The sequence below is a fragment of the Synechococcus sp. CC9311 genome, assembly GCF_000014585.1.
Lineage (GTDB): Bacteria > Cyanobacteriota > Cyanobacteriia > PCC-6307 > Cyanobiaceae > Synechococcus_C.
In genome coordinates, this window is the sequence record NC_008319.1 from 952,277 (window position 1) to 976,109 (window position 23,833).

The window sequence follows — 23,833 nt, forward strand, 5'->3', positions numbered from 1 at the left end:
TGAAAAGTTTTGGGGCTAAAGGCTCAACGTTTCGTCACTTCGCAAGCCAGCTTGAACCCTCCAGAGGTCTGCGTAAGCGCCTGATTGGTGCAAAAGTTGTTCATGAGTGCCCTGTTCCACAATGCGACCGGCATCCATCACAATGATCTGATCGGCATGTCGCACGGTGCTTAGTCGATGCGCAATCACCAGTGTGGTCCGATTTGCCGTGATGCGCATTAGGGAACGTTGAATCGCCGCCTCTGTTTCATTGTCAACAGCGGCTGTTGCTTCATCGAGGATCAAGACGGGTACATTTTTCAAAATGGCTCTAGCTAAGGCGATTCTCTGGCGTTGACCACCCGACAAACGCTGACCACGTTCGCCTACAACCGTGTCAAAACCTTGAGGTAGACCTTGAATAAAGGGCAGGGCTTCAGCTTGTTCTGCTGCCCAAACAAGAGACGATCTGGTTGCTTTTGGTGAGCCATAGGCAATATTTTCGGCGATGCTTCCGTGGAAGAGGTAGACATCTTGACTTACGAGTGCAATGCAACGACGAAGATCTTGTAAGTGGAGTGATGCAATTGGGTGATTGTCAAGAACAATCTTTCCGCTACTGAGCGGATAGAGCCTCAGGAGTAATTTGACCAGTGAGCTTTTACCTGAACCCGTAGCACCCACAATCCCAATCGTTTGGCCTGCGCTAATTCTTAGGTTGAAATTGTTTAGAAGTGGTTCGCGATTTCTATAGGAGAAGCATACTTGTTCATAGCGTATCTCTCCTTTAATAGTACTTGGGTGGAGGCGAGTGTTTCCGCTTGCGATCTGAATCGGTGTGTCGATGAGATCGAGAACACGCTGAGTTGATGCCATCGAACGTTGGTAATCGTCCAAAGTTCGTCCCAATGTTGTGAGTGGCCAAAGCAGTCGCTGGGTGATAAAAACCAAGAAGCTGTAGGTCCCTACGGCGATGAGTCCTTGCCAGGCTTGGATGCCTCCGACTAGAAGAATCGCTAAAAAGGCAAATAAGATCGCAAAGCGAATGAGTGGGATGAAGGCGGCAGAGATGCGAATTGCCTGACGATTGCACTGTCGGTATGCATCACTCGCAGTACGAAGTTGCTCGAGTTCCCATGCTTCAGTTGCGAAGCTTTTGATAGTGAGCATCCCACCGAGATTGTTAGACAGTCGGGAAGCTAAATCTCCAGCCCTTTGACGGACGTCGCGATATCGCGGAGCGAGGCGACGTTGAAAATGTAGCGATCCCACAAGGATGATTGGGATCGGTAGAAAGGCGAAGAGTGCCACTCCAGGTGCCATGAGTGTCATGGCGCCACCTACCAGCAGAACGGTGGTCACTAATTGCAGGATTTCGTTGGCACCACGTTCAAGAAAGCGTTCAAGCTGATGGATGTCATCACCAAGAACGGTGAGTAAGCGCCCAGTGCTGTCTCGCTCGAAGAAATCCATCTCAAGTTTTTGGAGATGGTCGTAGGCCTCTAATCTCAAACTGTGTTGAGTGGTTTGTGCAAGATTGCGCCATAAAACGCCGTAGAGATATTCAAAGAGGGATTCCGCTGTCCAGACCACGAAGGACAACACTGCAAGCACGATGAGTTGGCTAGGCACCGTTGTGGCACCCAAGGCAGCCAGCCACGACGAATCCTGCTGAACAACAACATCAACGGCTAAGCCAATCAGAACCGGAGGCAGTAGATCAAAGACTTTATTGATAATCGAGCAACTCACTGCCATCCATACCCGTGTTCTGTACGGTTTGAGATGGCTCAAAAGCCTTGGGAGGGCAGGCTTAATCTGTCTAGGGAGGATTTGTTCGGCCATTATGAATGGCAAGACTTTTATTCAAGCGTTGTGTTGCCCAGCTGCTTCAAAACTTCTGAAACGGTGTAGACCGGAAACAGAGATCGAGGAGGCTGAATGAATCGCTCAAGAGCTTTCAATCGTTTTCATCGCTTCTTGGCGCGGAAGCATCGTGATGAAATACGGAATACAACGCCCGTTGTTCCTTTTGAGGACGGAAGATCCGGGGACCGCATTCATCAATTGATTGATCGCCGTTTCGCCTTGGATGAAAGGCTTGAAATTGAGGAGACGGCTCGATGAGCTGTCTCCTCTGCTGGGATCACCAGCGGTTGCCGCCGCCGTAACCGCCACCGCCGCCGTTGCCGCCGCCGCCGCCGCCGTAACCGCCGCCGCCGCCGTTGCCGCCGCCGCCGCCGTAACCACCGCGGCCACCGCCACCGCCACCGCCGCCAGTGCGCTCACGTGGGGTTGCTTTGTTGACACGGATCATGCGGCCCATCCACTCCACGTTCTGGAGATCGTCGATGGCCTTTTGCTCATCTTCGTCTGTGGCCATTTCTACGAAGCCAAAGCCGCGCTTGCGACCTGTTTCGCGATCGAGAGGAAGACTTGCGCTCTTCACCTCTCCGTATTGACCGAATAGATCGAGAAGATCTTCTTGTTCTGCCTGGAAAGACAGATTGCCGATGTAGATGGTCATTTCCTGAGGGGACCGTTGGACATTTGATCAGAGAAGTTTTGGTCCGAAAAGGAAAGTCCTTGATGCTGAAGCTGGAGAGCTGAAGCTTGGGGGAGCGAGCCGATCAGAGCCGAACATGAAGCTGATGCCTCACTACGCTACAGGCTTGCCCGGAGACGCATCTCAACTTTTTAAGAGAAAATCTAAAAGTTTCATTTTTTTCGATGTTCTGTTGCATGGTCAGGAGATCCTCACCATCTTTTTCCCTATTCAAGAGCTTGTTAGTCCAAGCAGTGACAACGGTCGTTTACGGAGTGTTTTGAGGGGAGGTTTTACTGAGTTTTTAGGAAAGGTCCGTACTTTTCAACAGCTAATTCTTTACAGATAGTTTGAGCCTGCAGAATATAAGTAATGCCCTTCAGCTCTTTCGCAAAGCATGAACAGGTGAAATCACCCATGCCTTCTGGGGGGATTTGTCTGGCTTGAGACATGGCAGCATTGAAGCCAGCCATGCAAAGCTTTTTGATCTCTTCTGAATCATCTGCGGCTTGCGCTTGTGATCCAGTGGTTGTGATCAGCATGGGTGATATGCAGAGGCTGATCGAAATGCGGAAAAGCAGATTCAAGAGTTAGGAGTCCTGGCGGATTTGAAGCTCTCGATTCATCACTTTGAGACGACGAAGAGAATTAAAAACGTTCTCTGGCATTCCTTTGGGAAGGTCTACAAGGCTGTGCGTTTCAAAGATCTGAATGCGACCAATCATGCGTCCTTCCAATCCTGATTCGTTGGCAATCGCTCCAACGAGGTTGCCGGGTTTGACGCGATCGCGATGACCGACTTCAACCCTGAACCGTTCCATGTCATCTTCTGGAGGGCGTGATGCACGCTCTGGTCGTCTGCCGCGATCATTACCTCGATCTCCGCGTCGATCATCTCTGCGGTCGTTGCGCAAAGGAGCTTTCAGCCAGCTTTCATCGCCTTGTACCAGGAGAGGGCCTTCACCTACGGCCAACCTCATTGCGGCCAAAGTGAGTTGACCTGGCTCTACCTCAAGCTCTTGGGCCACTCTTTGGATGAGCTCTTGAAGCAGTGCAGTCTCTTCCTCTGGTTTGTCTTCGCTGGTGGCTTCAGTGCTGAGGCGGGTGCGAAGACGATCAAGTCGACTTTGGTTGATTTCGGCATTGCTAGGGATGTCCATCGGCTCAATGGCCTGTCCCACGGCGCGTTCGAGATTACCGACGAACCTGCGTTCCCTGGGTGTGATGAACAGGATGGCGTCGCCACTGCGTCCAGCCCTGCCTGTACGACCGATGCGATGGACGTAAGCCTCACTATCAAACGGCATGTCGTAGTTGATGACGAGACCGATGCGGTCAACATCGAGACCACGAGCTGCTACATCGGTGGCCACCAGAATGTTGACGGTTCCTTTCCGAAGCCTTTCTACGGTGCGCTCCCGTTGGTTTTGGGGCACATCTCCGTTGAGAACAGCCACGTCGTGACCTGCGGCTTCTAGGGATTCCGCAACCGTGAGTGTGATTGCCTTGGTTCGGGCAAAAATAATCACCCCTTCGCCCGTCACAGCTTCAAGCACTCGGTTGAGTGCCTCGAGCTTGTGAGAGTTCTGCATGGTGATGCAGCGATGGCGGATCCGACGCGCTTCCTTGTCCTTCGTTTTGATCGTGATCTCTGCAGGTTCACGCAGGTAGCGCTTGGAGAGCCTGCGTATTTCGTTCGGCATCGTCGCTGAAAACAGCACGACCTGACGTTCTTGAGGTAGTTGCTCGAGGATCCATTCGACATCGTCGATGAAGCCCATGCGAAGCATCTCATCGGCCTCGTCAAGGACGAGGCTGCGCAATCCGCTTGTATTGAGGGTTCCTTGGCGCATGTGATCCATGACGCGACCAGGAGTCCCCACGACAACGTCAACACCACGTCTCAAAGCATTGATTTGGGAGCGGAAATCAGACCCTCCATAGATCGCCAGCACATTGAGGTGGGGATGACCCGCGGAATAGGCCTTGAACGCTTCCGCCACTTGCATCGCGAGTTCACGGGTCGGCGCCAACACCAGCACGCTTGGGAGTGGGCTGTCGCCTTGCAATCTCTCCAGCAAAGGCAGGGCGAAGGCGGCTGTTTTTCCGGTTCCTGTTTGAGCTTGGCCTACCAGATCGCGTCCGAGCATCAGCTCCGGGATGGCCGCCTTTTGGATGGGTGACGGTTCTTTGTATCCCTTATCAGCAAGTGTTTTGAGGAGTGCCTCACTGAATCCGAACTCCGAAAATCCAGAGGGGACTTTCGGCTCTTCAACGGTTTCAATCACTGTTGTAAACATCTCATCAGTGGTCTCCGATGCGGTGGTCTCGGAAATCTCAGACATGCTGAGATCCACTGAACAGGACCCTGAGTCCTGAGCTGGTGTATTGGTCATTCTTGAAAGGCAACTGCCTGATTAATCCTTTAAATCAGGCTTGCAACGTCCAATCGGCCTGAGCCGCGCTGTATTGCTTGCCTTTCGATTAAAGGTTGAAAATTTATCTTAACACTCTGCCGAAGTCATCCTCTAAGCGTTCGATATCGCTTTCCTCAAGGATCGACCCGTGCTGGACCTCAATGATCAGCAGGTCTCCAGCTCCACCGGAGGCACGGTGGATGGCTCCTTTGGGGATGTGCAGTGTGTCTCCGGCTAAAACATTCGACCATTGACCATGGCAAAACAGCTCCCCACTTCCCTCTGCCACCGTCCAGTTTTCGCTGCGATGTTGATGGCGTTGAAGGCTCAAGCGTTGCCCTTGCCGAATCAGCAATCTTTTGAGCTTGTAACCCTGGCCACTGCCTAAATCTTCGTACCAGCCCCAAGGGCGAATCACTCTTTTAATTTCGCTCACCTACGCGTCCCCGTTGTTGCTTTGATCCTCAGGATGCCAAGATCGGGCTGAGCGGCCTAGATCCAACGCTTTTGGATCTGCAAATAAAAGCAGTTGCTGTTTAGCTCGGGTGATCGCTGTGTACAGAAGCGAGCTGATTTGGCGATCGTCGAAATTAGGCCAGAGCAGGAGCACTTTGTCCATCTCGCAGCCCTGAGCCTTATGAATTGTGAGTGCGAGAGCGGGCTCGAGGTGCCGAAGACGGGCGGGGTGGTAAAGCGCATGTCGACTCTCGCCAGAGGGGTCGCTGCAGAGAAACAGGGCCCGTTGTTGAACCCCCTCACCGACCATGACCCCAAGATCTCCATTTGCGAGTCCGAGTTCCGGCTGATTTTCACTGCAAAGCACTGGCAGGCCCGATGGCCAGCGCTGAGGTTCAGAGCCATCGAGCAAGTTTTGGTGGACGGCATCAACGCCCCATGGCCCCCGTCGACGCGGGCAGAGCACCATCAAGGTGTCAAGGATGTTGAGGAGATCTTGGGCTTGTTGTTGATCAGGTTGCCCATGCGCATTGATCCCTAAAGCGCTTGCTTTTTCCTTGAGATGGTCGAGATGCCGCGTGAGTGCAGCATGCACAGCCTCAGGGATCTGCCTTGTTTGGGAATAACTAACGGTGATATTTGAGGTTTTGGGCAACGAGCTGAGTTGTGACCAGAACGGTATCAAGCCTTGATCACGGAGCAGTGCACTCATCTGAGCGAGGGCACCTCGATTGCGATACACCTCTGTGAGGGTGATGGCCCCATCCTTGAAACGCCTGTTTTGATTTGGTTCCTGGAGATGTTGCCAAATGGCTCCTGTACCAATCGGTGGTAGCTGAGCGCTATCTCCCACCAAGATCAGTTGGCAATGGGTTGGCAGTGCACTCAACAGTGCACGGCCTAGCTCTAAATCCACCATCGACATTTCATCGACGATGAGTAGGTCCAGCTCCAGCGGATTGCGTCGGTGACGGCCAAAGCCTCCAGGGCGTGCTTCAAGCAAACGATGAAGAGTGGTGCAGGGCAATGTTGCGGTGATTGGGTTGCTGCGAATCGCGTCTTGGAGGCGACGTGCGGCCTTGCCTGTGGGAGCGGCCAGCCGGGCTCGAAGCTTGGGTTGCTTCTCAAAAGCGCGGAGCAGCATGTGCAGAACCGTGCTGGTTTTGCCGGTTCCTGGACCTCCGCTGAGCAGAACCACGCCGTAGCGATCGATGGCACGGACAGCCGCTTGCTGTTCAGGACTGAGATCGTTGTTGTTGGACAGGCGGCTGGTAGTAGCGCCGTGGTTTGTGGCATGGATTGGAGCCTGGAAACAGCGGCGCTGAAGTTCGAGTTCGAGCTCTTGCATGGCTCCGTGCCAGCGACGCCACGACAGGCTGTTGTGGTTCAGGACTAAAACCGCTTGGTCACCATCCAGCCATCCACTAGCCACTAAGGCTTCTCGGTGAACCCTTGGCCAGCCATCCGTTTCGATCCCATCTGGAACCTTGGCGCCGTCGTGAAGCTGCAGTGAGATTTCGCCTCTGCTCAGGGCAGTTGTGAGTGCTCGCAGGAGCTCGACGAGTGGTTCACTGTTTTGCTCTGGCGGCATGCGCCGTTGAAGTGTGGCTAGCACCCCACGGTGAAGGGCAATGACAGCATCCGACGCTGAAGATTGCATTACGACAACCCCTCAAGCCATTGGTCCAGCCGGCGGATTCGCTTTAAAGGTGCCGGCTCGATCACTACGCCTGAGCCTCCTTCGGGGTTGATGCCCCTCAAAAACACATAGGCGTAGCCGCCGAGATGCCGTTCGGGGTCGTATCCATCGAGCCTCCAGCGCAGATAGCGATCCAGGGCCAAAAGATAGAGATGGGCCTGGAGCGGATAGTGATGGGAGAGCATTTGCTCCTCCATCGCGGCTTGGCTGTAGTGCCGCGGTCCGCAGGCGACGCCCCGGCCAGAGTCGTCCCGTTCACCAATCCAATTGCTTTTCCAATCAGCCACCCACCACCGCGCTGTGGCGGGATTCTCTCCATCGGTGAACACCAGATCGATCGATCCGGTTAAAAACCCCCGACTGCGAATGTCGAGCTGGCGCAAACTTTGTGCGTAGTGCTGACCAAAGCGATGGTCGCTGTCTGCTTCAAAGGCATGGGCTAAACCTGCTGAGTTCACTGGTTTGCCTCGCTGGGCAACGGGTAGGTCAAAGCTGAGCTCATGAAGACGCCGCCCAGCGCTCAAATCGGACAGTTTCAGGTCTTTGAGAGGGCCGCCTAGGGGTGCCTTCAGCACAGTATTGAGCGCTGTGATCACGGCATCGCAGTATTCGAGGTCGATTCCGGCTCGGCCAATCTCTTCAGCCACTACAGCCTGATTAGGAGCTTGGTCTGCAGGACCTTGAAAGCTCACCTGTTCAAGGATTCTGTGCAGGCAATCGCCCGCACCCGGACCTTTTGGAAAATCTGCAAGAGGGCCATTTTGATCGGCTGTATTCGCTGGGCTTTCGGGAGCTTCCGTATCGGCTACAGCATCAATATCGCGCCCTTCTTCGAGGTTGCGTGGATCAGCTGGGGCTGGCTTGTGATGTCCGTTCTGAGTGGAGATCCAAGCGGAGTAGCTGCTTCGACCCCAGCTGCGGTCGAGAGTGCGTTGAGGAACGTCCGACAACTGCAAGGTCTCAATCCTCGGAGCTGGACGCCAGAAGGGCAGGGTTGTGGTCTCTGGTGGTAAGTGGCGACTTGCGAGGGGTTTGTCGCGCATGGAAAGCTCCTTGACCCAGTTCGCTAGAGGATTGGCATCCTGTCCCGCAGCGGCGACCCAAAAGACCACGAGATGGCGCTCCGCGCGGGTTAAGGCCACATAGGCCAGTCGCTCTGCTTCTGCAGCACTGTCGTCTTGGTTTCGTTCCGCGGCTTTATGTCCATGGCCCCAATGGGGGTTGAGCGCAACTTGCCAGGTTCCCTCTGGGTCGTTGGGCGGGTTACGCCAAAGAGGGCCTTTGCCATCAGCTGGTGCTTGCCACAAATAGGGGCAGATCACCACTGGGTACTGCAGGCCTTTGCTTCGGTGCACGGTGACAACGGCCACCGCGCTTTCCGCTAAATCGCTGTGGGGCTGCCTGTTGTCAGGGGTGGGTTCGATTGGTTGTAAGCGCTGTCGTCTCAACCAATCTGCGGCGCTGCCCAGGTCGAGGCCTTGTCGATGCATGGCGTCTTGCACCAGTCGTGCACATTGCTGGATGTCACCTAACAAGCGCCCGCGGCTCGAGAGATCAGCGAGCATTCGGCCCTCGAGGAGTTGGGACAAGCAGCCGAGCAAACCCAGGAAAGGGAGGTCGTCCTGCAGGTTGCGGAGTTGCCCTGCGAGTCGGTCGAGATCACCGTTGGTTTCTGCGTCCTGCAATTGATGGCTTGTCCATTGCATCAGGGCAGAACAGGCGAGTCGTCGCAATCGTCCGCCATCGGCGGGTGTGGTGAGGGCATCAAGAAGATGTTGCAACTCAGCCGCGCCGGTGGTGCTGAGAACATCTCCAGGACTCACGAGGCGGCTGGGTAGGCCTCTTTGAGCGAGCTGTTCTCGTACCGCTTCGGCTTGTCGATGACGGCTGACAAGAACGCACAGATCCGATGGGGTCAGAGATGGATCGCTGTCGAGCAGGTGGAGGGCTTGGCACGCGACCAGGGGCGGAATGGTCGATTCGAGTGCTGTTCGTGTGGGGGGTGAGTCGGAGTCATCGGCTTGTAAATCGATGAGTTGGAGAGGCTGCTCACCATCCGGGAGCTCCAAGGGAAGGGCGGTGGCACAGGGTGTAACACGCGGCACCTCGAGCTTTGACCGCTTGAGGCCTGGTGCCATCCATTGGTTCATCGCCTCCATCAGAGACGGAGTTGTACGCCTGTTGTCGAGCAGATTGTCGATTTGATCAGCTTGTTGCCGGGCTTGCTTGTAGGTGTTGAGATCTCCTCCTCGAAAGCGGTAGATCGCTTGCTTGGGATCACCCACCATCAGCAAGAGATGGTTTGGCGTCGCAAAGCAGGCCTGGAGCAGGCGCCACTGCAGTGGATCCGTGTCTTGAAATTCGTCGATCAGAGCGACGCGATAGCGCCGTTGAATTGGGACCAGCCAGCGTTTCGGTTCAGCATCTGTCGCTTGGGGATCTAGGGCATCGAGCAAGCCAGAAAAGCTGATGACCCCCTGTTGAGCACGGCGGGCGGCCAGGGTCTGGAGTCCGTGGGTGAGCGCATGGCGCCAAACCTTTTCAGCTGGTCCATCCCACAGAGCGGCAATGGCTTTTTGCAGGGTTGGTTGTGGAAGGTTTGGATGGATTTCGTTGCAGCGGCGAGCTGTTTTGCTGAAACATCCGGGATGGAAGTAGTCACCAAGTAGGCTCTGATTTCGCACGTCTCCGTAACTAATGCGAAACGGCTGCGTGCTATTTTGTTGGGATATCCAGGCGCTAAGTTCGTTCGCGCGATCTTTTTTCGGTTTCGGTGAGTAGGGCTTGGTGTCGGTTTGGCCTTGGCTTCGCCAATCCGTTGCGCAGTCGCGAAAGGCCGTTTCCAGCGTTCGTCCGTTTGTGTTCCATTCCGCTTCGAACGCAGTCCAGCTCGATTGCAGCCACTGGTCAAAGCACTCGATCAAGGGACCCTCTAGGTGGTCTGATCCTTCAGTGCCGGCGATCCGAACTGCGCAATCGCTGTCTAAGCGACTGAGGGCATGGCTTAACTGATCAGCTGAGAGGCCGGCATGCAACAGCCCTGAGACGTCGCTCGCAGGAAGGGCCAATACTTGGTGTTCCCAGTAGTCGTAAGCCACCTCTTGGGACAAATGCTGGCTGTCATTTTCAAGACAGACCTCCATTGCCGTGCCGTTCTGGAGAGCTTGTCGGCGAAGGCTGCGCCGGCAGAAGCCATGGATGGTGGTGATGTCGGCACGTTCCAGCCCTTCAAGTGCTTCTAAAAGGTTGCTGGCGATCGTGCGACGGGTATTGGGATCTTGCCCGTGGAGTATTAGCCACTCCTCCATCACTGCATCTGTGGGTGAGGAGTCGGTTTGGGAGTTGGAGTTGTTGGTTTGGTTTTGGAGAAGCGCTTGTAGTGCGTCGTTGAGACGACGACCAATTCGATCACGCAATTCCGCCGCGGCGGATTCTGTGAAGGTGACAACTAAAAGCTCTTTGAGATTTAGCTTCCGCTCTGTGACTAGCCGTAAGACCAGGTGGGCTAAAGCAAAGGTTTTGCCCGTTCCAGCACTGGCTTCGAGGAGACGAATTCCGGCATCAAGGGGGTAGTGATTGGGTTGAAACCGGCTGCTCATGCTCGTTGCGCCTCCAGCATCGGCGCATACAACGCTTGAAAAGCCTCCTCAAAGCAGGCCTCTGTTAAAAAATTGTTCGCTTCGAAGTGGTTGCCAAAACAAAGCTGCATCTCTGCACGCTCCCGCTCCCCCATGCCTGCGAATCCACCATCCCAACGGCTTTCAAACGCTCGGTTCGCTTTGTCAAGACCTTTGTGCAACATGAGTGCTCTGGCCAACCCGCTGGCAGGTGGCACCGGCCAGCACGATTCAGCTCCAGCGGCCGCTAGAGCGTGGAGGGAAAAGAGAAGCTCCTGAGCTTTGTCTGAATCCAACGGTTGCCAGTGAAGGGCAAGTTGAAAGTGATCAGCTTTGGCGCTGCTGTCACATCGACAGATCACAGCCGTTGGGGTGGGCACTCCCGACGCTTGCTGGATGAGGTGGGTCAACCATCCGCCAAGTGCAGTGCGCGACTGAAGCCGGCCTGCGCTGACCCAAACCGTGGTTGCTCCAGCCCTGAGCAAGGTGCGTGACTCGGTCTCTGAGCGGATCAAATCACAGTGCAGAGGCCCGAGTTGCAAGAGGGTTTGTTGCAGATTTTGCCAGCGCTGCTCGAGGCGATTGGCCGCCAGTTGGCCTGCTGCGCCAGGCGGAAGCATTCCTTGGCCTCGAAGCTGTTGGCTCCATTCCCCCGGAAGAGCGTGTTTCCAGATCAAGCTCGAATCGCTAGCGAGCCAGTCGAGTTGATTGAGGAAGGACTGGTTCAGAAAGGATTGACGCTCCCTTTCCTCCAGTTCCAGCGCTGAGAGATCTTCCACGGGGGTGGACCACTCCCGTGTTTCCAATCCCCGCGCTTTGAGCCAATAGCGCTGGGGAGCTTCAAGCCAACGGCTTACGGCGTCTGAATCCAAACAGCCAGAGGCTGTAACTGGAGTCCAGCTCAGAGGATGGGCTAGGCCAAGGGAGTTTTTGCTCCAGCGATCGTGATCGCGGCGATCCAGATTGAGTCTGGCGTCCAGGTGGTGGCGGTCAGAACTGAAGACTGAGCCGGAGCTATTGGCGAGAAAATTGCGAGGATCCAAGGGATTGGCTGGTTGCTCCAACACCACGCGCTCGAATTGTTCGGGTGTGAGTTGCTCCTTCAGCAAGGTGAGCCATTGTTGAACTGGAGGCGCGGGGGGAAGCTCTTCGCCCTTGCGTTCATCGCGTGCATTCCAGCTAATAAGAAGATGTTGTCGGGCGGACATCAAGGCCTCCAACAGCACGTAACGGTCTTGATCTGTGCTGGATGGATCGCCTAGACGTCGCTGCTGTTCCAGGAGGTGAAAGCCAGGGCGTTCCTGCTGACGTGGAAAGCCTTGCGAATCAAGTCCCATCAGCACGATGAGTCGATGGGGAATGGCTCGCATCGGCTCTAGGGCGCTGATCGTAAGAGCGCCACTGCGGTGGCCAAAGCGACCGCTATCTGCGGAGAGGGCCTCATCAAGAATGGAGACCACGACGGTGAGATCAAGGTCAAGAGTGCACTCAGATGCCTGTTGCTGCATCGTGTCGAGTGCTTCGACGATCGCTTGTTGCTCCCAGGCCCAGTCACCTCCATCGCCATAGAGATGTTTGAGAAGCTGATTTAACTGTGTGGTCCAAGCACTGGGACTGTGGGGTTGACGTAAACGAATGATCCATTGCGCTAGTCCATCCAGTAGTGGCCACCATTCTTCAAGCTGCTGAATGGTGAGACCTCCCTGGAAGGGGGCACAGCCTCCAGGAGCAAGACCTGGCTCGGCTGGCAGGATTAGGCCAAGCAGCCAGCGATCAAGACACCAGCGGAGGCTATGGGTGTCATCGCCTCCTCGCTCCTTGCCATCCACCCCCCAACGGAAGCCGGTCTGCTGGAGGCATTCGGTGATTCGCACGGCATCCGTGGCCGTGATGCCTTGAAGGACTTGCAGGGCGGGGTTGGCCAGAAGTCCTTCGAGACCGGATGCCGTTAAGCGTTCACTGGCCAGCCTTAAAAGGGCCATAAACCCTTGGCTCAGACCTGGAGTGCTCTGCTGACTTCGATCGGTGAGCCGCCAGGGAATATTGACTCCAGTGGCGTCGTGATCACCGAAGACGGAGGTGAGGAGCGGTGCATAGCGCTCCACATCGGGAGTCATCACCAAGACATCTCGTGGCTCAAGGCTTGGATCAGAGGCCAGCCATTGCAGGATCTGATCGCGAACCAGCTGCACCTCTCGCCACGGTCCTGCGCAGGCCAAAAAGCGCAATGAGCTGTCGTGATCAACAGGGGTGAGCGTCGGTGCGCTTCCGTCTACTAGCTGTTGTTGCACCTGCTCCAGGAGCGTGGCTGGTCGCTGTTCGGATGCCGCGATCTGAATCGGCGCGGCGAAGAGATCTCCCTGATCCCATTGGCCGAGAAAGCAATCGCCGTTGCCTTCCAAGAGCAACTGAAACTCAGCCCCCATGCGCCCCAAAATCGCCTCAAGTCTTGGCGATTCCAAAAGCCAGGGGCCATCTGGCGGAGTGTTCCATGCTGGTCCGAGCGTTTGTCGCCTTTGTTCTGAGCGTTGCCACAGCTCTGGACAAGGTGTGAGCAGATAAAGCTCGATTGCCATCAGGCCCGAGAGGCCCTGAAGGAGTTCCACCTGTACTGGAGCGAGATTACTGATGCCAAAGAGGCGCAACCGAGGTGGTAATGCGGTTGCTGAAACATCACCGTTCCTCAGCTGTTGAACGGCTTTCTGTACCTGAAGACCAAAGGGCTCACAGGGCAGGAGTGCTGCAAGGGCCCGAACGAGCTCAGGTTGCCAGAGCAAATGAGCCGGTAGGTCAGCGTCTCCATGGCCCTTCATCCATTGGCTCAGTTCCTGTGGTCGGTAAAGGGCATAGTCATCCACAGCATCGGCGAGGCAGCGGGCAAGCTGCCAATGATCACGATTGAGCCGTCCAGAAACGCTGACGTGTTGCTCCCACCAGAGTTTCAGGCTTTCAGCGGAGGGATGGTCGAGAAGCCCGGGGAGCACCTTGAGTACAGACCAAACCAGTCGCTCTGCGCGCCAAGGATCTTCGCTCGTTGGATCGAGATCCAAAATGCAGCGCACCAATTGACGTAAGCGCGATCCAGGAAAGGGAAAACGCACAAGAGCGCTGATGCCGTTGGCTTTGGCAAGCTGCTCGCCGAGCCATCGGCTTGTGGGCCAAGTGTTGACCACAATCTCCAACTCCTCAAACGGACCTGGGGGGTCAAGCGTCAGCGTCTGTGCCAGAAGCGATGCCAGAAACTCTGTGCGATTGCTGCGGTAGACCGTTAGCAAGGCACTGCCTGTAGCAATGGGGCCATCCTGTTTCGCGTAGCAGCCGTTGTCTTTTGAATTCCCTCGACTTGGACAACAGCCTCTGTTTCTGGGCAATACGCCGAAAGTTGTCCTCCATACACCGCACCCGTATCCACCATCACGATCCGTCCGTGACGTTCCACATTCGGTCGAGGGGTATGACCAATCACCACAAGTCCATGGCTTCCGTCGTAATGCTCCCAGAAAGGTTCACGAATGGTCAGGTCGGGATGACCTTTGGAATCAAATCCTGCGTGAGTTGCCAACCAGCCGTGTCCCCAAAAAACAGTAGGGAGCTCCCGTAGACGCGGCAGCCATGGGTTGGCACTGTTGCAGTCAGGATCTCTGATTCTTTGCAGAAGATTTTGCTCATGATTTCCTCGCAGCCAGGTCGCCCTGCCATCCGTGACCAATGACCAAACCAACTCCATCGTGGAGGCTGTATCTGGTCCACGATTGATGACATCTCCGCAAAACACGACGTGATCGTTCTTTGGCAAAACGCCGAGTAACCGCTGCAACGGCTGATAACAGCCATGTACGTCACCAATCACCCAGTGGTTGCAGCGCGGTGGCATGCCAAACAGCAGATAGCTTGTTCACATTAATTCCCTTGACTTGTGCGAATGAGCTGCGTTGAAATGCTTACCCTGATGGCCGTTGTGATCACTCTGTGGACCCACGATCATTGCCAGTGGCTCGTCGCGTGAGCCTGCTAGTGAATGCCCTTGATGGTGCCCAACGCACCAATGAGGCCCTTGCCGCCTGTGCCAATGGCGAAGAAATGCTTGATGTACTCCTGGGAGCATCGATGAAATTAAGGCTTGGTCTAACGCGTGAGCAGCTCCGCGATACACCACCGATTCGAGATTGGGTTTGGTGGAAAAATAAAGAAGCGATTGTTACTATTGGAGATTAGAGAATTATTTACTAATGTTTGTTTTTTGCCTTAATGAATGCGCATGATTGCTGATTAAACTCTGCTGTATCCAAGCTTGGATGGATAAATTTTGAGGGGAAGGCCAAAGGACTCCATCAACTTTCTGCAAACATCACCGACTGTTCCATAAACCTCGATACTGAAACCATCACCAAGTTCTGCATGCTGTTGTAAATACTCTTGAACGGGAGGATTGGAGACGTGTGCCGCAAATGATTCGTCATTGGCGTAGACCTCTGACCACACAAACGCTTGTGGGTCGTCAGGATCTTGATCAAAAGTGTGATGAAGCATGCCAGGCTCGGACGACTGAACGGCCATGTCAGTCATGCGGGCGAGTTCCAGATATCGATCTATACAGCCCGGCTTGACATGGATACGCGCGAGAAGCATGAACGGAGTGGATTGATCGAAAGTCGCCATGTATTAGTAATCAAATTGGATCATTTCCCCAAACAGTACTTTGATTCTCTGATCATTTCAAGTCTTTCGTTGTGAGGCTGATGCTGCTGACCAGAGTGGTGATTGTTTTATTCCTGAATAGAAATGTGTTCAAGATAATGGATAAAGCACTTGCTTTTGGCAGTGTTTTAATGCTGCCTTGAGTTGTTGTTTCTTCTTTAATGGTATGGGCATATCTGCTGCGAATTTCTAGGCCTTGCTCATTTTGTTCAATAAGTGATTGAAAAAGATTCGTCTCATGCTTCGTGAGCTCTATTGATTTAATTCTTCGAGCTTTATCAGTATATGATTCCTCTTGGTACTATCCAAATGAACGAGTCTGTCTATGTATTATCGTTAGGTATTATGTCGCTTCTAGAATTTTGATCGAACTTCTTTTAACTGGGAGTCTCGCTTTCATCATGTTCTCTTTGGGGCTTTCCCTGAAACCACAAGACTTTGAAGTTGCCTTTCATCAGCCAAAAGCCTTGATCGCTGGGGCAATTGCTCAGTTTTTAATGCTTCCACTCATTGCTTTTGTATTGCTAAGGATCTTTGGCCTGCAAGGTGATTTTGCTCTTGGAGTCATGATTTTGAGCTGCTGTCCTGGAGGTATTACATCAAGTCTTGTCACTAAGCTATCTCGAGGAGATGTAGCGCTTTCAATCTCTTATACCGCACTGGCCAGTCTTGTTACAGCTGCGACTCTCCCACTCATTTTGAGCCTTACAGCTCCAATTCTTATCCCCCAGCAAGACGTCGGGTTGTCAATTTTCTCATTGAGTTTAAAAGTCTTTTCTTTGGCGACATTGCCGGTTCTGTTAGGTGTCTGGATTCGCCAGTGGAACCCAAAACTTGCCGTTCGTTGGCAGTTGCCAAGTAGTCAATTGGCAAATGGTTTGTTTGTTGCAGTCTTGATCGGAGTATTGATTGGTCAGTGGGATGTTTTTATTGCTTACCTTCCGGTCCTCGGACCAGTGTTGCTTCTGCTCAATCTCTTAATGCTAATCATAGGTTTAGCGGTTGGTCATTTGCTGAAGTTAAATAAATCTCAGATTACCTCCCTATCTGTAGAGGCTGGTTTTCAAAATGGAACGATTGGCATTGTTGTTGGCTCACTGATCAGTGAACAACTCGTTCAAGGAGGATTGAGTCGTTTTAGCCTTCCTTCTGCTGTGTATAGTGTTTTAATGTTGGTGACGATTATTCCCTTCGTTCTTTGGAGGAGAAGTTTGTGATTAGTTTCCTTTTATAAGCTCATCTTTTCTAACTTTTTTTATGCTTGGTTGAACGAAATCCTAATCTGATGCCTAAGTGTTTAGGCTGTTTGTTTTTGTTGTTTAACTTTTCGGTCACGAATTAAGCTTGCTTGTAGTCACTTAATCGGTATTGTGTAAAAGCTAAAGCTCGTTTGCTAGTGCATAGTGCGATTATGCATGAAGCCACACTAACTTTTTTCAGTTTCGACTTCGTGAATAACTACAGATCCATCTGCTAATGCTTCAACCAGCTCTGTAACAAAATGATCTGAATAGAACTTGAGGTTGTCCAACTTCTCGGAGGGATCGTGATCATTGGTGATCTCATCAATAGCTTCATCTGCTATCGCCTTTCTCATCTCAGCCTTTGAGAGTAACTGTCTAGCTTCCTCGACACTCATCAATGGATTTTGATTGGTCACGCTGAATGCATGAAAGGCCGTAAAGGTGAACCCAATGGTGTGTGTGAACTCAGCCATGACCTGCATTTGGAACACTGAAGCCCTAGTCTTGTTGGCAGGATGCCCGATTGCTTTTGTCGTGCTGATATACAAATATGAGTGATCAAGCATCTGCCCTTATAGCAGAGATCTCAGTCTTCCTTCACCTCTCTAAAGGCTGTCTCAACGAGAGTTGTTAACTCACGAAGTCTGCTTCTGATGCTGCTTCTACCACTTCTAGGTTGTCAAACGATGCAGGCTTCAAATGGTCAATGAAGTGAATGCGAGCTGCATCCGACTTGATCCATAGATTGAGTTGTTCCCTGCTCTGAAGCTCGGGCACATTCAATTTCACCGTGATGGTGGCAAGGAGAGTTATTTTTTGAGAGTAATCCATTTGTGATTTGGAGAATGTAATGCTTATGCTTGAGCTATTGATTAGTGAGCATTTAGAGCTAGGCTGTGATTACAGTGACTATAGAGATGCATGCTGGATTTGTTAGTGATTGCAAGTTTTTTCTACACTTTCTGAGTCATCCGGTTCGCTTTTTCAGTGCTCTCAGCATTGCATGTATTTTTCCTTGTTAGCGTTGGTATTTAGTTTTTGACTCTTTCCCTTTAATGCTTTTTAATTAGTGGTTTGTGTGGGCTAGAGCTTGCCCAGGAAATGTGAATTAGTGTTGTTGGTTTCTCTGTAATGGATTAAGATCACTCACGATTTATAGCTCTGTGCACTATTTAGAGATACCCTTTCAATTGACTGTCCCTATGTCTAAGAGAGGTTTCGAGTGTTTAAACTCTTTACTCGTACGCCTACAAGATACGCTTTCGTGCGATCTGGAGGTGTCACAAACATATGATCCGTACCTTGTTCAAATCCTTCATCCAACACCGGACTCGGCTTAGATGCGTAGTGTCGAATGGCCTGCCAGCTGCATTACTTTTTGCAGGTCCACCTATTCCCCCGATGCCTCCTCTTGAGGTTGGTAAACCAGTTCCAGAACAATCACCTGGTTACGAATTAGAGAATTTTCGATTTGAGATTGATCAAAAGAATTTTGATTGCTCGGCAGGCAGACTGAACTCAGGCAATAAGGCTCCATATGCCTATAACCCATCAACGAATGCTTTCGCAGGAGAGCTACAAATCCATGCAGCTCAATGTAAAACACGTTTTTGAATTTTTTCAGTATCATGCAAATCATTGACTTGTATAATACTTACTGCTCTTGCATGAGCTAGCGTATTTTTCTGAGTTGGCGAGTTAATAGATCCTTCACTTGCTCAGTCTGATAGCATTTACGCTCGCTACACTCTCACTTGGTTGCAAGATTTCAGAGAAAGTATCGTGGTTGTATGTATCTTGACCCATGATTCAACTCTGGAGATCAATCGATGTGGATGTAGTAGGTCACAAGTTCGGCAGCTCAGCGGATCAATCAAGGCTGGGCCTTAATGGCTATGCCCTAAGAAAAACCTCCCACGATGAGAAATGGGTCTTCGTTGTGATCAATTGAGATCACTTTGCATAGGGAATGCCTCGATAGATGAGGATCGTTTGTGGTATCTCAGAAATCCAGGATCCCGTTCCGTCACATGAGGCGTGTCTACTCCTCATGTGACGGATGTATACGTTATTTTTTGCTGTCGACATTTTATTTTTTAGTAATCAGGCATTCATTCTTGTTGTTTGGTGCGTTAGATATCTGTACGCAATTTTGAATTCCTTCGCACATACATCTACAAACGTCCCTCCGCCTGTGGTGGAGCTTATGCACTCTTGATTTACTTCATGATTGCAGCTCTTCTGGAACCTCTCTACCACTTTGATGGAGCTATTAAACTGTTTTGCTTCGCTTTTGGTAAATAGCTGAGACCATTGATTCCAATGTTGGTTCATCAGGATCCTCCCCGATTTTTCTTCATTTATCGAATAACTCATACGTTTTGAGCAGTCAGCAAAGCAGCGCGCATCTCATCAGTCGTAGACAGTGAAGAAAAGTCTTTGATGGTTCCCCAGGGTTTGGAGGTCCTGCTTCTGGTCAAATTCTCTGCATCTGATTGCTATCTGGGTTTGCGGGGTTGCATCTCATGCAGAGAGCGGTTTGATGTCTAGACCTGTCCTTGTCTTGTGTCCTTGCTTCTTAAGCGTCAGATTGAGCGGTTAGAACGTGCCATTGAGCTTTCTACAGACTGGCTTGAGATTCAATATTTGATGGTCGAATTGGATCAACTCAAGGACTTGTATGAGGAGCAGGATGCAGAGGCAGCCTGACCACTTGTTTCGTGCCCATTGTGCTTGACATCCGTTGGCTGTAGATAAATGAATCGTTTGGCCTGAGGGCTTCACTCGTCCAGTACCCCTGTATCCAATCAACGTAGAAGAATTGATCATTGCTTATCCAGTGGCTTGCATCATCGAATCTTTGTGTTGATTCCCCTAGCTTTGGGAAGATCTGATCAGTACTTATTTTCTATTTTGGGACTTGGCCATGGCGACTCCTGTGGCAGATGCCCTACAGCCCACGACTCAATTACTACACCTTTGTTTGTCCTGCTACAACCGAGTTAGGAGGTGCGCGGAAGAAAGTGGTGTTGTTCTTGATAGCAAGAAATAGAGATTTGAACAGGAAAACCCATCGTTTTTATCATCTGTCAATTAAGAATAAAACTTTTAATGTTTTGGAACATTGCCTCTGGCTAAGCTTTTGAGATGATGCATCTATAAACTTAAAATATCTTACTCAATATTGACCTTTTGGAGTTTGTACAACGACTGCAGCCTCAAGCGATAATTTAAAATAGTTTTTGTCAACAAAATACCTCACTTGTTTTAAGCGATTAGGAACATTTGATAAAGGTCACTGCTGAGGTTCTTGGTTCAGTTTGTAGATGTTCAGAGCGAAGCAAGCTGTACCGAAGCTGACAAGCAGTACAAGCAGGTCTTGTGTGTTCATGGTTTCATCCAGTAGAGGTTTTTCCGCCTATAACTCATTCTTGAGCAGCTTTTGCTTTCTTCACGACAGGAAGGTCGGAAGGCTGGGCAAGGATGTACACGACAGCAGCGGAGACGACTGCAGTGAAGGTGATCAAGCCAAAAATGGCTGTTGAGTAGTCAGTCATCGGAAGGCGCTTTCGACGTATGTTACGAATCTTAGTGGATTTGTAACGAAACGTAAACCCCCCGGCTCGTCTGTTCCGTTTGTTTTGCAGCTGAGGTGGACTTTTGCCTTTCTCGAGGGGCGTAAGGAGTCAAAGCTTGTGAGGACAGTTTCTGTACGGAGTGGCAACAAGGCAACACTCCCAGCGACTAGCCGAGAAACCCTGCCTATGGCGCGTTTTTTATGTACGTAACAAATGAGTGGTTTGTGTCGTTGCTCCCGAATTCTCTATCTATTCAGCTCGAGGGCGCTGCCGCAAAAATGATGTATCAATGCAAATATCTTGCGATGGTACATGCTCATTTGGAGCCTTTGTCTGGGCCATAGGCGAGCAAAACCAAAACCATCACAACGTGCACGCCCAAGATCCGCACTACCCCGTTTTCATCACTCAGTCAATCCATCCAGTGATCTGAGGATCAGGGGCATTGAGGGTTCGAGGTTTTGTACCCAACTGATGTTCCATGGTCATCAAACCATTAACAGAGCCATCTTGAAAGGTAGCCAACGCTGGGGAGCAGTGGTTCAATCTCACACGCCAAGGAGTAGAGGATTGGTGGACTTCTTCTTCTTGGTGATTAAGTGGTTAAATAGAAATGCTTTTAAGTGAGTTTGTCTATTGACCTTACCTATGTAAACTGTGGTATAAATTGATAGAGAGTTGGTTATTCCAGCGCACCAAAGACAGAGGCCTAGAGAACCTTTGTCTTTTTTTGTGCAATGCCTAGCTGTATTTGGAATGAGATTTTCTTCGGCTAATCATAACTTCTCTGCTAAAAGCGACGTGATTGGCTAGCACTACATCACTACTTTGCAAGGTGTTTGTCTTGTGATTTTTTTATAATCGGAGATATTCACCCACTCGGTCTACCACCTGTTATCAATGTTTTCTGTTGTGGATGTCTGCGTTAGGTTTTTTTAAACGAGTAGCAAGGCGCCAATAGTTACCGTAGCTCTGCCTGCCTTGAACTCGATAATGATTGAATTACAATTAACTAAATCTCACATTAATTCCTGATTACGACCAGGGTCAACTCTTTCTTGAACCCTCCAATACCTACTCAACCGTGAATTGATTCCTTGGGTAAGCTGAATTCGTAGGGTAAGTGGTGCACAACGCTCTTGGCTGTAATAAACCCATAAGCTAAACGATGCAATTGTTAAACCAGCCACCTCATCGAGATCTTCGATTGCCAGTTCTGTTATAGATCTATAAATGTCTTGTTTATTCAAAGGACTGGGCTCTCACCTTCTTATTTGCCTGCATACACTCCATCTCTGCAGCTATGCCAGTACAGGTGTACAGAGTTCCAGGTTTTGGTTAAGGACTGCCACTGATGCAGTAATGAACACCTGACTTTGCGTCAAACTGGCTGGATTGAATGGAAAGCGATGGCTAAGCAATCGAGCGTTTTCTCTGTCTCTATCCGAAAGATGGTGCTTAACTCCACGACTTTCGTTGGAATTGTCGGAGCGACATCATTGGCCATAGCTCCGGCGGTTGAAGCTAACCATCACCATCACAGCAATCACTACAACAGACATAATCGCCGTGTTGAGAACAGGGAAATACGCCGAGCCATCCGTCATGACAGGCGGGATTGGCATCGGTATCGCCGTAACTCCCACAGTATTGGAAGATATGGCGGTTATCGACCACTACGCCCTAGATACGCCTATGGATATGGCTACAGGAATGGATACAGGTATTACAACCCTTCTGGCATTCAGGTACGAATTGGATTTTAATCTGGATAAGTTCCATCATTCCTTGGACTTATCTCATCTCGTATGCCTTACCGTTAGTGCTTTGCCCAGTGGTTGCCTAGAGCTTGCAGGCCTGGGTTTGGCGTTCGCCCTCCTGCAAAACATTGTTGCTGCCTGATATTTCAAGCCACCAAGGTGTGACAGTTCTGATCCACTCCATGCCTAAACTGGTCTCACGCAACACAAACACTGGAATAACGTCAGTTTTTTAGCGATAAGTCGTCCGCATAATCCCATTCCTCCCATGCATCTTTTTGCAAGTTTGGGTGTATTAGAGATGAGAGGAGCGCATGCTCAACCATCAAAGCTGAAACTGCCTACTGCAGCGGGCATCAGCAGGCCAAGCGAGGCATCGTTGCCCCATTAGATAAATTTGTCATGTTGCGTGGTCTCTCCCTAGGCCTCTTGTCTTCTGCCATCTCTGTTGCTGCTTTATCTGCCAGTGCTCAAGAGGTCAGTGCCGATTTTCCCAAGTTGTATATAACTGGGGCAGCCGGAGCGAATAATCCAACAACCCGTACCAATACTGGAGAGGCTGGAACTTTTGAGGAATATACCAATCCAGGTGCATCTGCAGAGTTAGGATTAGGACTTGATTTTGACGGTTTTAGAGTTGAAGTAACTTACGCGATTGATGCCAGTCAATTGCGAGGCTACACTAATGTTAGTGGTGTTGATTTTGACTATATTTCCGGCGGAGAAACCCGAAAGCAATCAGCCTTCCTAAGTGGATATTGGGATGTTTTGCGTCAAAAAAGTTGGACGCCTTACTTTGGTGCTGGAATAGGATATTCAAATTTAGATGTACGAAACTTTTCTGATGCAGGTCTGTCTTATGATGCATTCAATCGCTCTCTTTGGGGATATCAATTTAAAGCTGGCATGTCTATAGATGTCTCATCTAGATCCAAATTGTTTGCCGAAGGTATTTATAGAGCAACTTCCCGTTTTAATACTAATGATGGATTCAATGACTGGAATAACGCTTCTTGGAGTAGCTGGGGTGGTCAGCTAGGGATACGAGTAGAACTCTAATTTGTGCTATCGAGCAGAATTAAATGCAACTACCAATTAATCATGTGATGTCAAGTTTAATAATTGCCGCCAGGCATAGCACGTATTTGATTGGACAGTTATAAAATCGTCAGGAAATCTGCCGCATTTGCTCATTATTGTGCTCCTTGCAAGTATTAATCAGTTTTCTATTCCATTATTTCTTTTTCTTGTAATGGTTTCTAATCGCTACTGGCTGCTTGCCAGACTGGACAAGAATAATATCTATTGACCCGTCTGGCAGCAGTCTGCCCCGATAAGTGCCAGGCTCATCATATTCTGCTAAGCCAATTTCACAATCAAATGGGTCTATCACGCCTATTATCTTCTCAACTTGAGACTTGGTCAGTCTTCCATCATCTGTATGCCCAGAATGCGTTTGTGACTCCCATGATCGTGTGCCATTGATGACACCATCAACGTCGACATTAATTGAAAGAGTGGATGTTCCAATATGTTTTCCGATACTATTAATCCCGATATTTTTAGCTGAATACAACCCTGATAGCTCTGACAAGTTTGTTGGGGGGTTGCAGGAAATGCCTCCTAGTTTTTGATCATTCTGTATCCCACAGGCAGAAACAGACGCTGCAAGCAGAAGGCAACATAATATTCGCGTTGACATTATTATTGGATTGAACTCTAAGCAGCATATTAGCAGCTCTGGGCTTTGTTCTGTTCAATACACTTGGATTTTGATTCGTAGGAATATTCATTGCCCAACACCCTAATGACTTGCTTAGATGTATAAGACAATATCTAT

The 23,833-nt window shown here is 50.8% G+C and carries 20 protein-coding genes; 6 read left to right on the forward strand and 14 right to left on the reverse strand.

Annotation, left to right across the window (positions count from 1 at the left end; genetic code table 11):
- Positions 1-15: 15 nt before the first annotated feature.
- The 10 genes from SYNC_RS04905 to SYNC_RS04945 all read right to left on the reverse strand — a co-directional run bounded on the left by SYNC_RS04905 (position 16) and on the right by SYNC_RS04945 (position 14,587).
- A complete protein-coding gene (locus tag SYNC_RS04905) occupies positions 16-1,824 on the reverse strand; it encodes an ABC transporter ATP-binding protein (RefSeq protein ID WP_011618980.1) in 1,809 nt (602 codons plus the stop codon).
- 105 nt (positions 1,825-1,929) lie between these two features.
- Positions 1,930-2,157 (reverse strand): hypothetical protein, encoded by a 228-nt coding sequence (locus tag SYNC_RS14205; protein ID WP_011618981.1) that lies wholly within the window; start codon positions 2,155-2,157, stop codon positions 1,930-1,932.
- Complete coding sequence (locus SYNC_RS04910) at positions 2,126-2,506, reverse strand: RNA-binding protein (protein ID WP_011618982.1); 381 nt, start codon at positions 2,504-2,506, stop codon at positions 2,126-2,128. Before SYNC_RS04910 ends, SYNC_RS14205 begins: the two co-directional genes overlap by 32 nt.
- Positions 2,507-2,817: 311 nt before the next feature.
- Positions 2,818-3,066: a hypothetical protein gene (locus SYNC_RS04915; RefSeq protein ID WP_049750326.1), complete on the reverse strand. Its 249-nt coding sequence runs from the start codon at positions 3,064-3,066 to the stop codon at positions 2,818-2,820.
- 48 nt (positions 3,067-3,114) lie between these two features.
- Entirely contained in the window at positions 3,115-4,920 is a 1,806-nt protein-coding gene (locus tag SYNC_RS04920) for a DEAD/DEAH box helicase (protein ID WP_011618985.1), read from the reverse strand.
- 103 nt (positions 4,921-5,023) lie between these two features.
- Entirely contained in the window at positions 5,024-5,377 is a 354-nt protein-coding gene (locus SYNC_RS04925) for a phosphomannose isomerase type II C-terminal cupin domain (RefSeq protein ID WP_011618986.1), read from the reverse strand.
- On the reverse strand, positions 5,378-7,057 hold the full coding sequence (locus SYNC_RS04930) for an ATP-dependent RecD-like DNA helicase (RefSeq protein WP_011618987.1): 1,680 nt from the start codon (positions 7,055-7,057) through the stop codon (positions 5,378-5,380).
- Positions 7,057-10,695 carry a UvrD-helicase domain-containing protein gene (locus SYNC_RS04935; RefSeq protein WP_011618988.1) on the reverse strand — a complete coding sequence of 1,213 codons (3,639 nt, stop codon included), beginning with the start codon at positions 10,693-10,695 and terminating at the stop codon, positions 7,057-7,059. Before SYNC_RS04935 ends, SYNC_RS04930 begins: the two co-directional genes overlap by 1 nt.
- Positions 10,692-13,988 carry an exodeoxyribonuclease V subunit gamma gene (locus SYNC_RS04940; RefSeq protein WP_011618989.1) on the reverse strand — a complete coding sequence of 1,099 codons (3,297 nt, stop codon included), beginning with the start codon at positions 13,986-13,988 and terminating at the stop codon, positions 10,692-10,694. The genes SYNC_RS04935 and SYNC_RS04940 overlap by 4 nt, the downstream gene beginning before the upstream one ends.
- Positions 13,982-14,587: a metallophosphoesterase gene (locus SYNC_RS04945; RefSeq protein ID WP_011618990.1), complete on the reverse strand. Its 606-nt coding sequence runs from the start codon at positions 14,585-14,587 to the stop codon at positions 13,982-13,984. The genes SYNC_RS04940 and SYNC_RS04945 overlap by 7 nt, the downstream gene beginning before the upstream one ends.
- 95 nt (positions 14,588-14,682) lie before the next feature.
- On the opposite strand from SYNC_RS04945, the gene SYNC_RS04950 reads away from it, so the two are divergent.
- Positions 14,683-14,928 carry a hypothetical protein gene (locus SYNC_RS04950; protein ID WP_011618991.1) on the forward strand — a complete coding sequence of 82 codons (246 nt, stop codon included), beginning with the start codon at positions 14,683-14,685 and terminating at the stop codon, positions 14,926-14,928.
- Positions 14,929-14,982: 54 nt separating this feature from the next.
- Here SYNC_RS04950 and SYNC_RS04955 read toward each other — a convergent pair whose 3' ends face one another.
- Positions 14,983-15,372 (reverse strand): putative quinol monooxygenase, encoded by a 390-nt coding sequence (locus tag SYNC_RS04955; protein WP_011618992.1) that lies wholly within the window; start codon positions 15,370-15,372, stop codon positions 14,983-14,985.
- A gap of 401 nt (positions 15,373-15,773) precedes the next feature.
- Between SYNC_RS04955 and SYNC_RS04960 the strand changes: the two genes are divergently transcribed.
- A complete protein-coding gene (locus SYNC_RS04960; protein ID WP_011618993.1) occupies positions 15,774-16,628 on the forward strand; it encodes a bile acid:sodium symporter family protein in 855 nt (284 codons plus the stop codon).
- A gap of 209 nt (positions 16,629-16,837) precedes the next feature.
- Here SYNC_RS04960 and SYNC_RS04965 read toward each other — a convergent pair whose 3' ends face one another.
- Entirely contained in the window at positions 16,838-17,128 is a 291-nt protein-coding gene (locus SYNC_RS04965) for a hypothetical protein (protein ID WP_148201842.1), read from the reverse strand.
- 928 nt (positions 17,129-18,056) lie between these two features.
- On the opposite strand from SYNC_RS04965, the gene SYNC_RS14210 reads away from it, so the two are divergent.
- Both SYNC_RS14210 and SYNC_RS14620 read left to right on the forward strand, forming a co-directional pair.
- Positions 18,057-18,269: a hypothetical protein gene (locus tag SYNC_RS14210; protein WP_148201843.1), complete on the forward strand. Its 213-nt coding sequence runs from the start codon at positions 18,057-18,059 to the stop codon at positions 18,267-18,269.
- A 951-nt stretch (positions 18,270-19,220) separates the two neighbouring features.
- Positions 19,221-19,364 (forward strand): hypothetical protein, encoded by a 144-nt coding sequence (locus SYNC_RS14620; RefSeq protein WP_011618998.1) that lies wholly within the window; start codon positions 19,221-19,223, stop codon positions 19,362-19,364.
- Between the two features lie 716 nt (positions 19,365-20,080).
- On the opposite strand, the gene SYNC_RS15140 is transcribed toward SYNC_RS14620, so the two are convergent.
- The gene (locus tag SYNC_RS15140) at positions 20,081-20,212 is read right to left on the reverse strand and encodes a hypothetical protein (protein WP_011619000.1); all 132 of its coding nucleotides are present in this window, start codon (positions 20,210-20,212) and stop codon (positions 20,081-20,083) included.
- A gap of 1,626 nt (positions 20,213-21,838) precedes the next feature.
- Between SYNC_RS15140 and SYNC_RS04980 the strand changes: the two genes are divergently transcribed.
- Positions 21,839-22,135 carry a hypothetical protein gene (locus SYNC_RS04980; RefSeq protein WP_167897175.1) on the forward strand — a complete coding sequence of 99 codons (297 nt, stop codon included), beginning with the start codon at positions 21,839-21,841 and terminating at the stop codon, positions 22,133-22,135.
- A gap of 287 nt (positions 22,136-22,422) precedes the next feature.
- Complete coding sequence (locus tag SYNC_RS13745; RefSeq protein WP_237699282.1) at positions 22,423-23,052, forward strand: outer membrane protein; 630 nt, start codon at positions 22,423-22,425, stop codon at positions 23,050-23,052.
- A gap of 175 nt (positions 23,053-23,227) precedes the next feature.
- Here SYNC_RS13745 and SYNC_RS04985 read toward each other — a convergent pair whose 3' ends face one another.
- Positions 23,228-23,587, reverse strand: a complete 360-nt coding sequence (locus SYNC_RS04985) for a hypothetical protein (protein WP_148201844.1) — start codon at positions 23,585-23,587, stop codon at positions 23,228-23,230.
- Between the last annotated feature and the right edge of the window lie 246 nt (positions 23,588-23,833).

Bases quoted from the DNA above. Each gene is read 5' to 3' on its own strand.
- SYNC_RS04910 (WP_011618982.1), bottom strand. From the start codon at position 2,506: ATGACCATCTACATCGGCAATCTGTCTTTCCAGGCAGAACAAGAAGAT.
- SYNC_RS04935 (WP_011618988.1), bottom strand. From the start codon at position 10,695: ATGAGCAGCCGGTTTCAACCCAATCACTACCCCCTTGATGCCGGAATT.
- SYNC_RS04945 (WP_011618990.1), bottom strand. From the start codon at position 14,587: ATGCCACCGCGCTGCAACCACTGGGTGATTGGTGACGTACATGGCTGT.
- SYNC_RS14210 (WP_148201843.1), top strand. From the start codon at position 18,057: ATGCCTCCTCTTGAGGTTGGTAAACCAGTTCCAGAACAATCACCTGGT.
- SYNC_RS04955 (WP_011618992.1), bottom strand. From the start codon at position 15,372: ATGGCGACTTTCGATCAATCCACTCCGTTCATGCTTCTCGCGCGTATC.
- SYNC_RS04920 (WP_011618985.1), bottom strand. From the start codon at position 4,920: ATGACCAATACACCAGCTCAGGACTCAGGGTCCTGTTCAGTGGATCTC.
- SYNC_RS04915 (WP_049750326.1), bottom strand. From the start codon at position 3,066: ATGCTGATCACAACCACTGGATCACAAGCGCAAGCCGCAGATGATTCA.
- SYNC_RS04965 (WP_148201842.1), bottom strand. From the start codon at position 17,128: ATGGCTGAGTTCACACACACCATTGGGTTCACCTTTACGGCCTTTCAT.
- SYNC_RS04930 (WP_011618987.1), bottom strand. From the start codon at position 7,057: ATGCAATCTTCAGCGTCGGATGCTGTCATTGCCCTTCACCGTGGGGTG.
- SYNC_RS04980 (WP_167897175.1), top strand. From the start codon at position 21,839: ATGACAGGCGGGATTGGCATCGGTATCGCCGTAACTCCCACAGTATTG.
- SYNC_RS15140 (WP_011619000.1), bottom strand. From the start codon at position 20,212: ATGACTGACTACTCAACAGCCATTTTTGGCTTGATCACCTTCACTGCA.
- SYNC_RS04905 (WP_011618980.1), bottom strand. From the start codon at position 1,824: ATGGCCGAACAAATCCTCCCTAGACAGATTAAGCCTGCCCTCCCAAGG.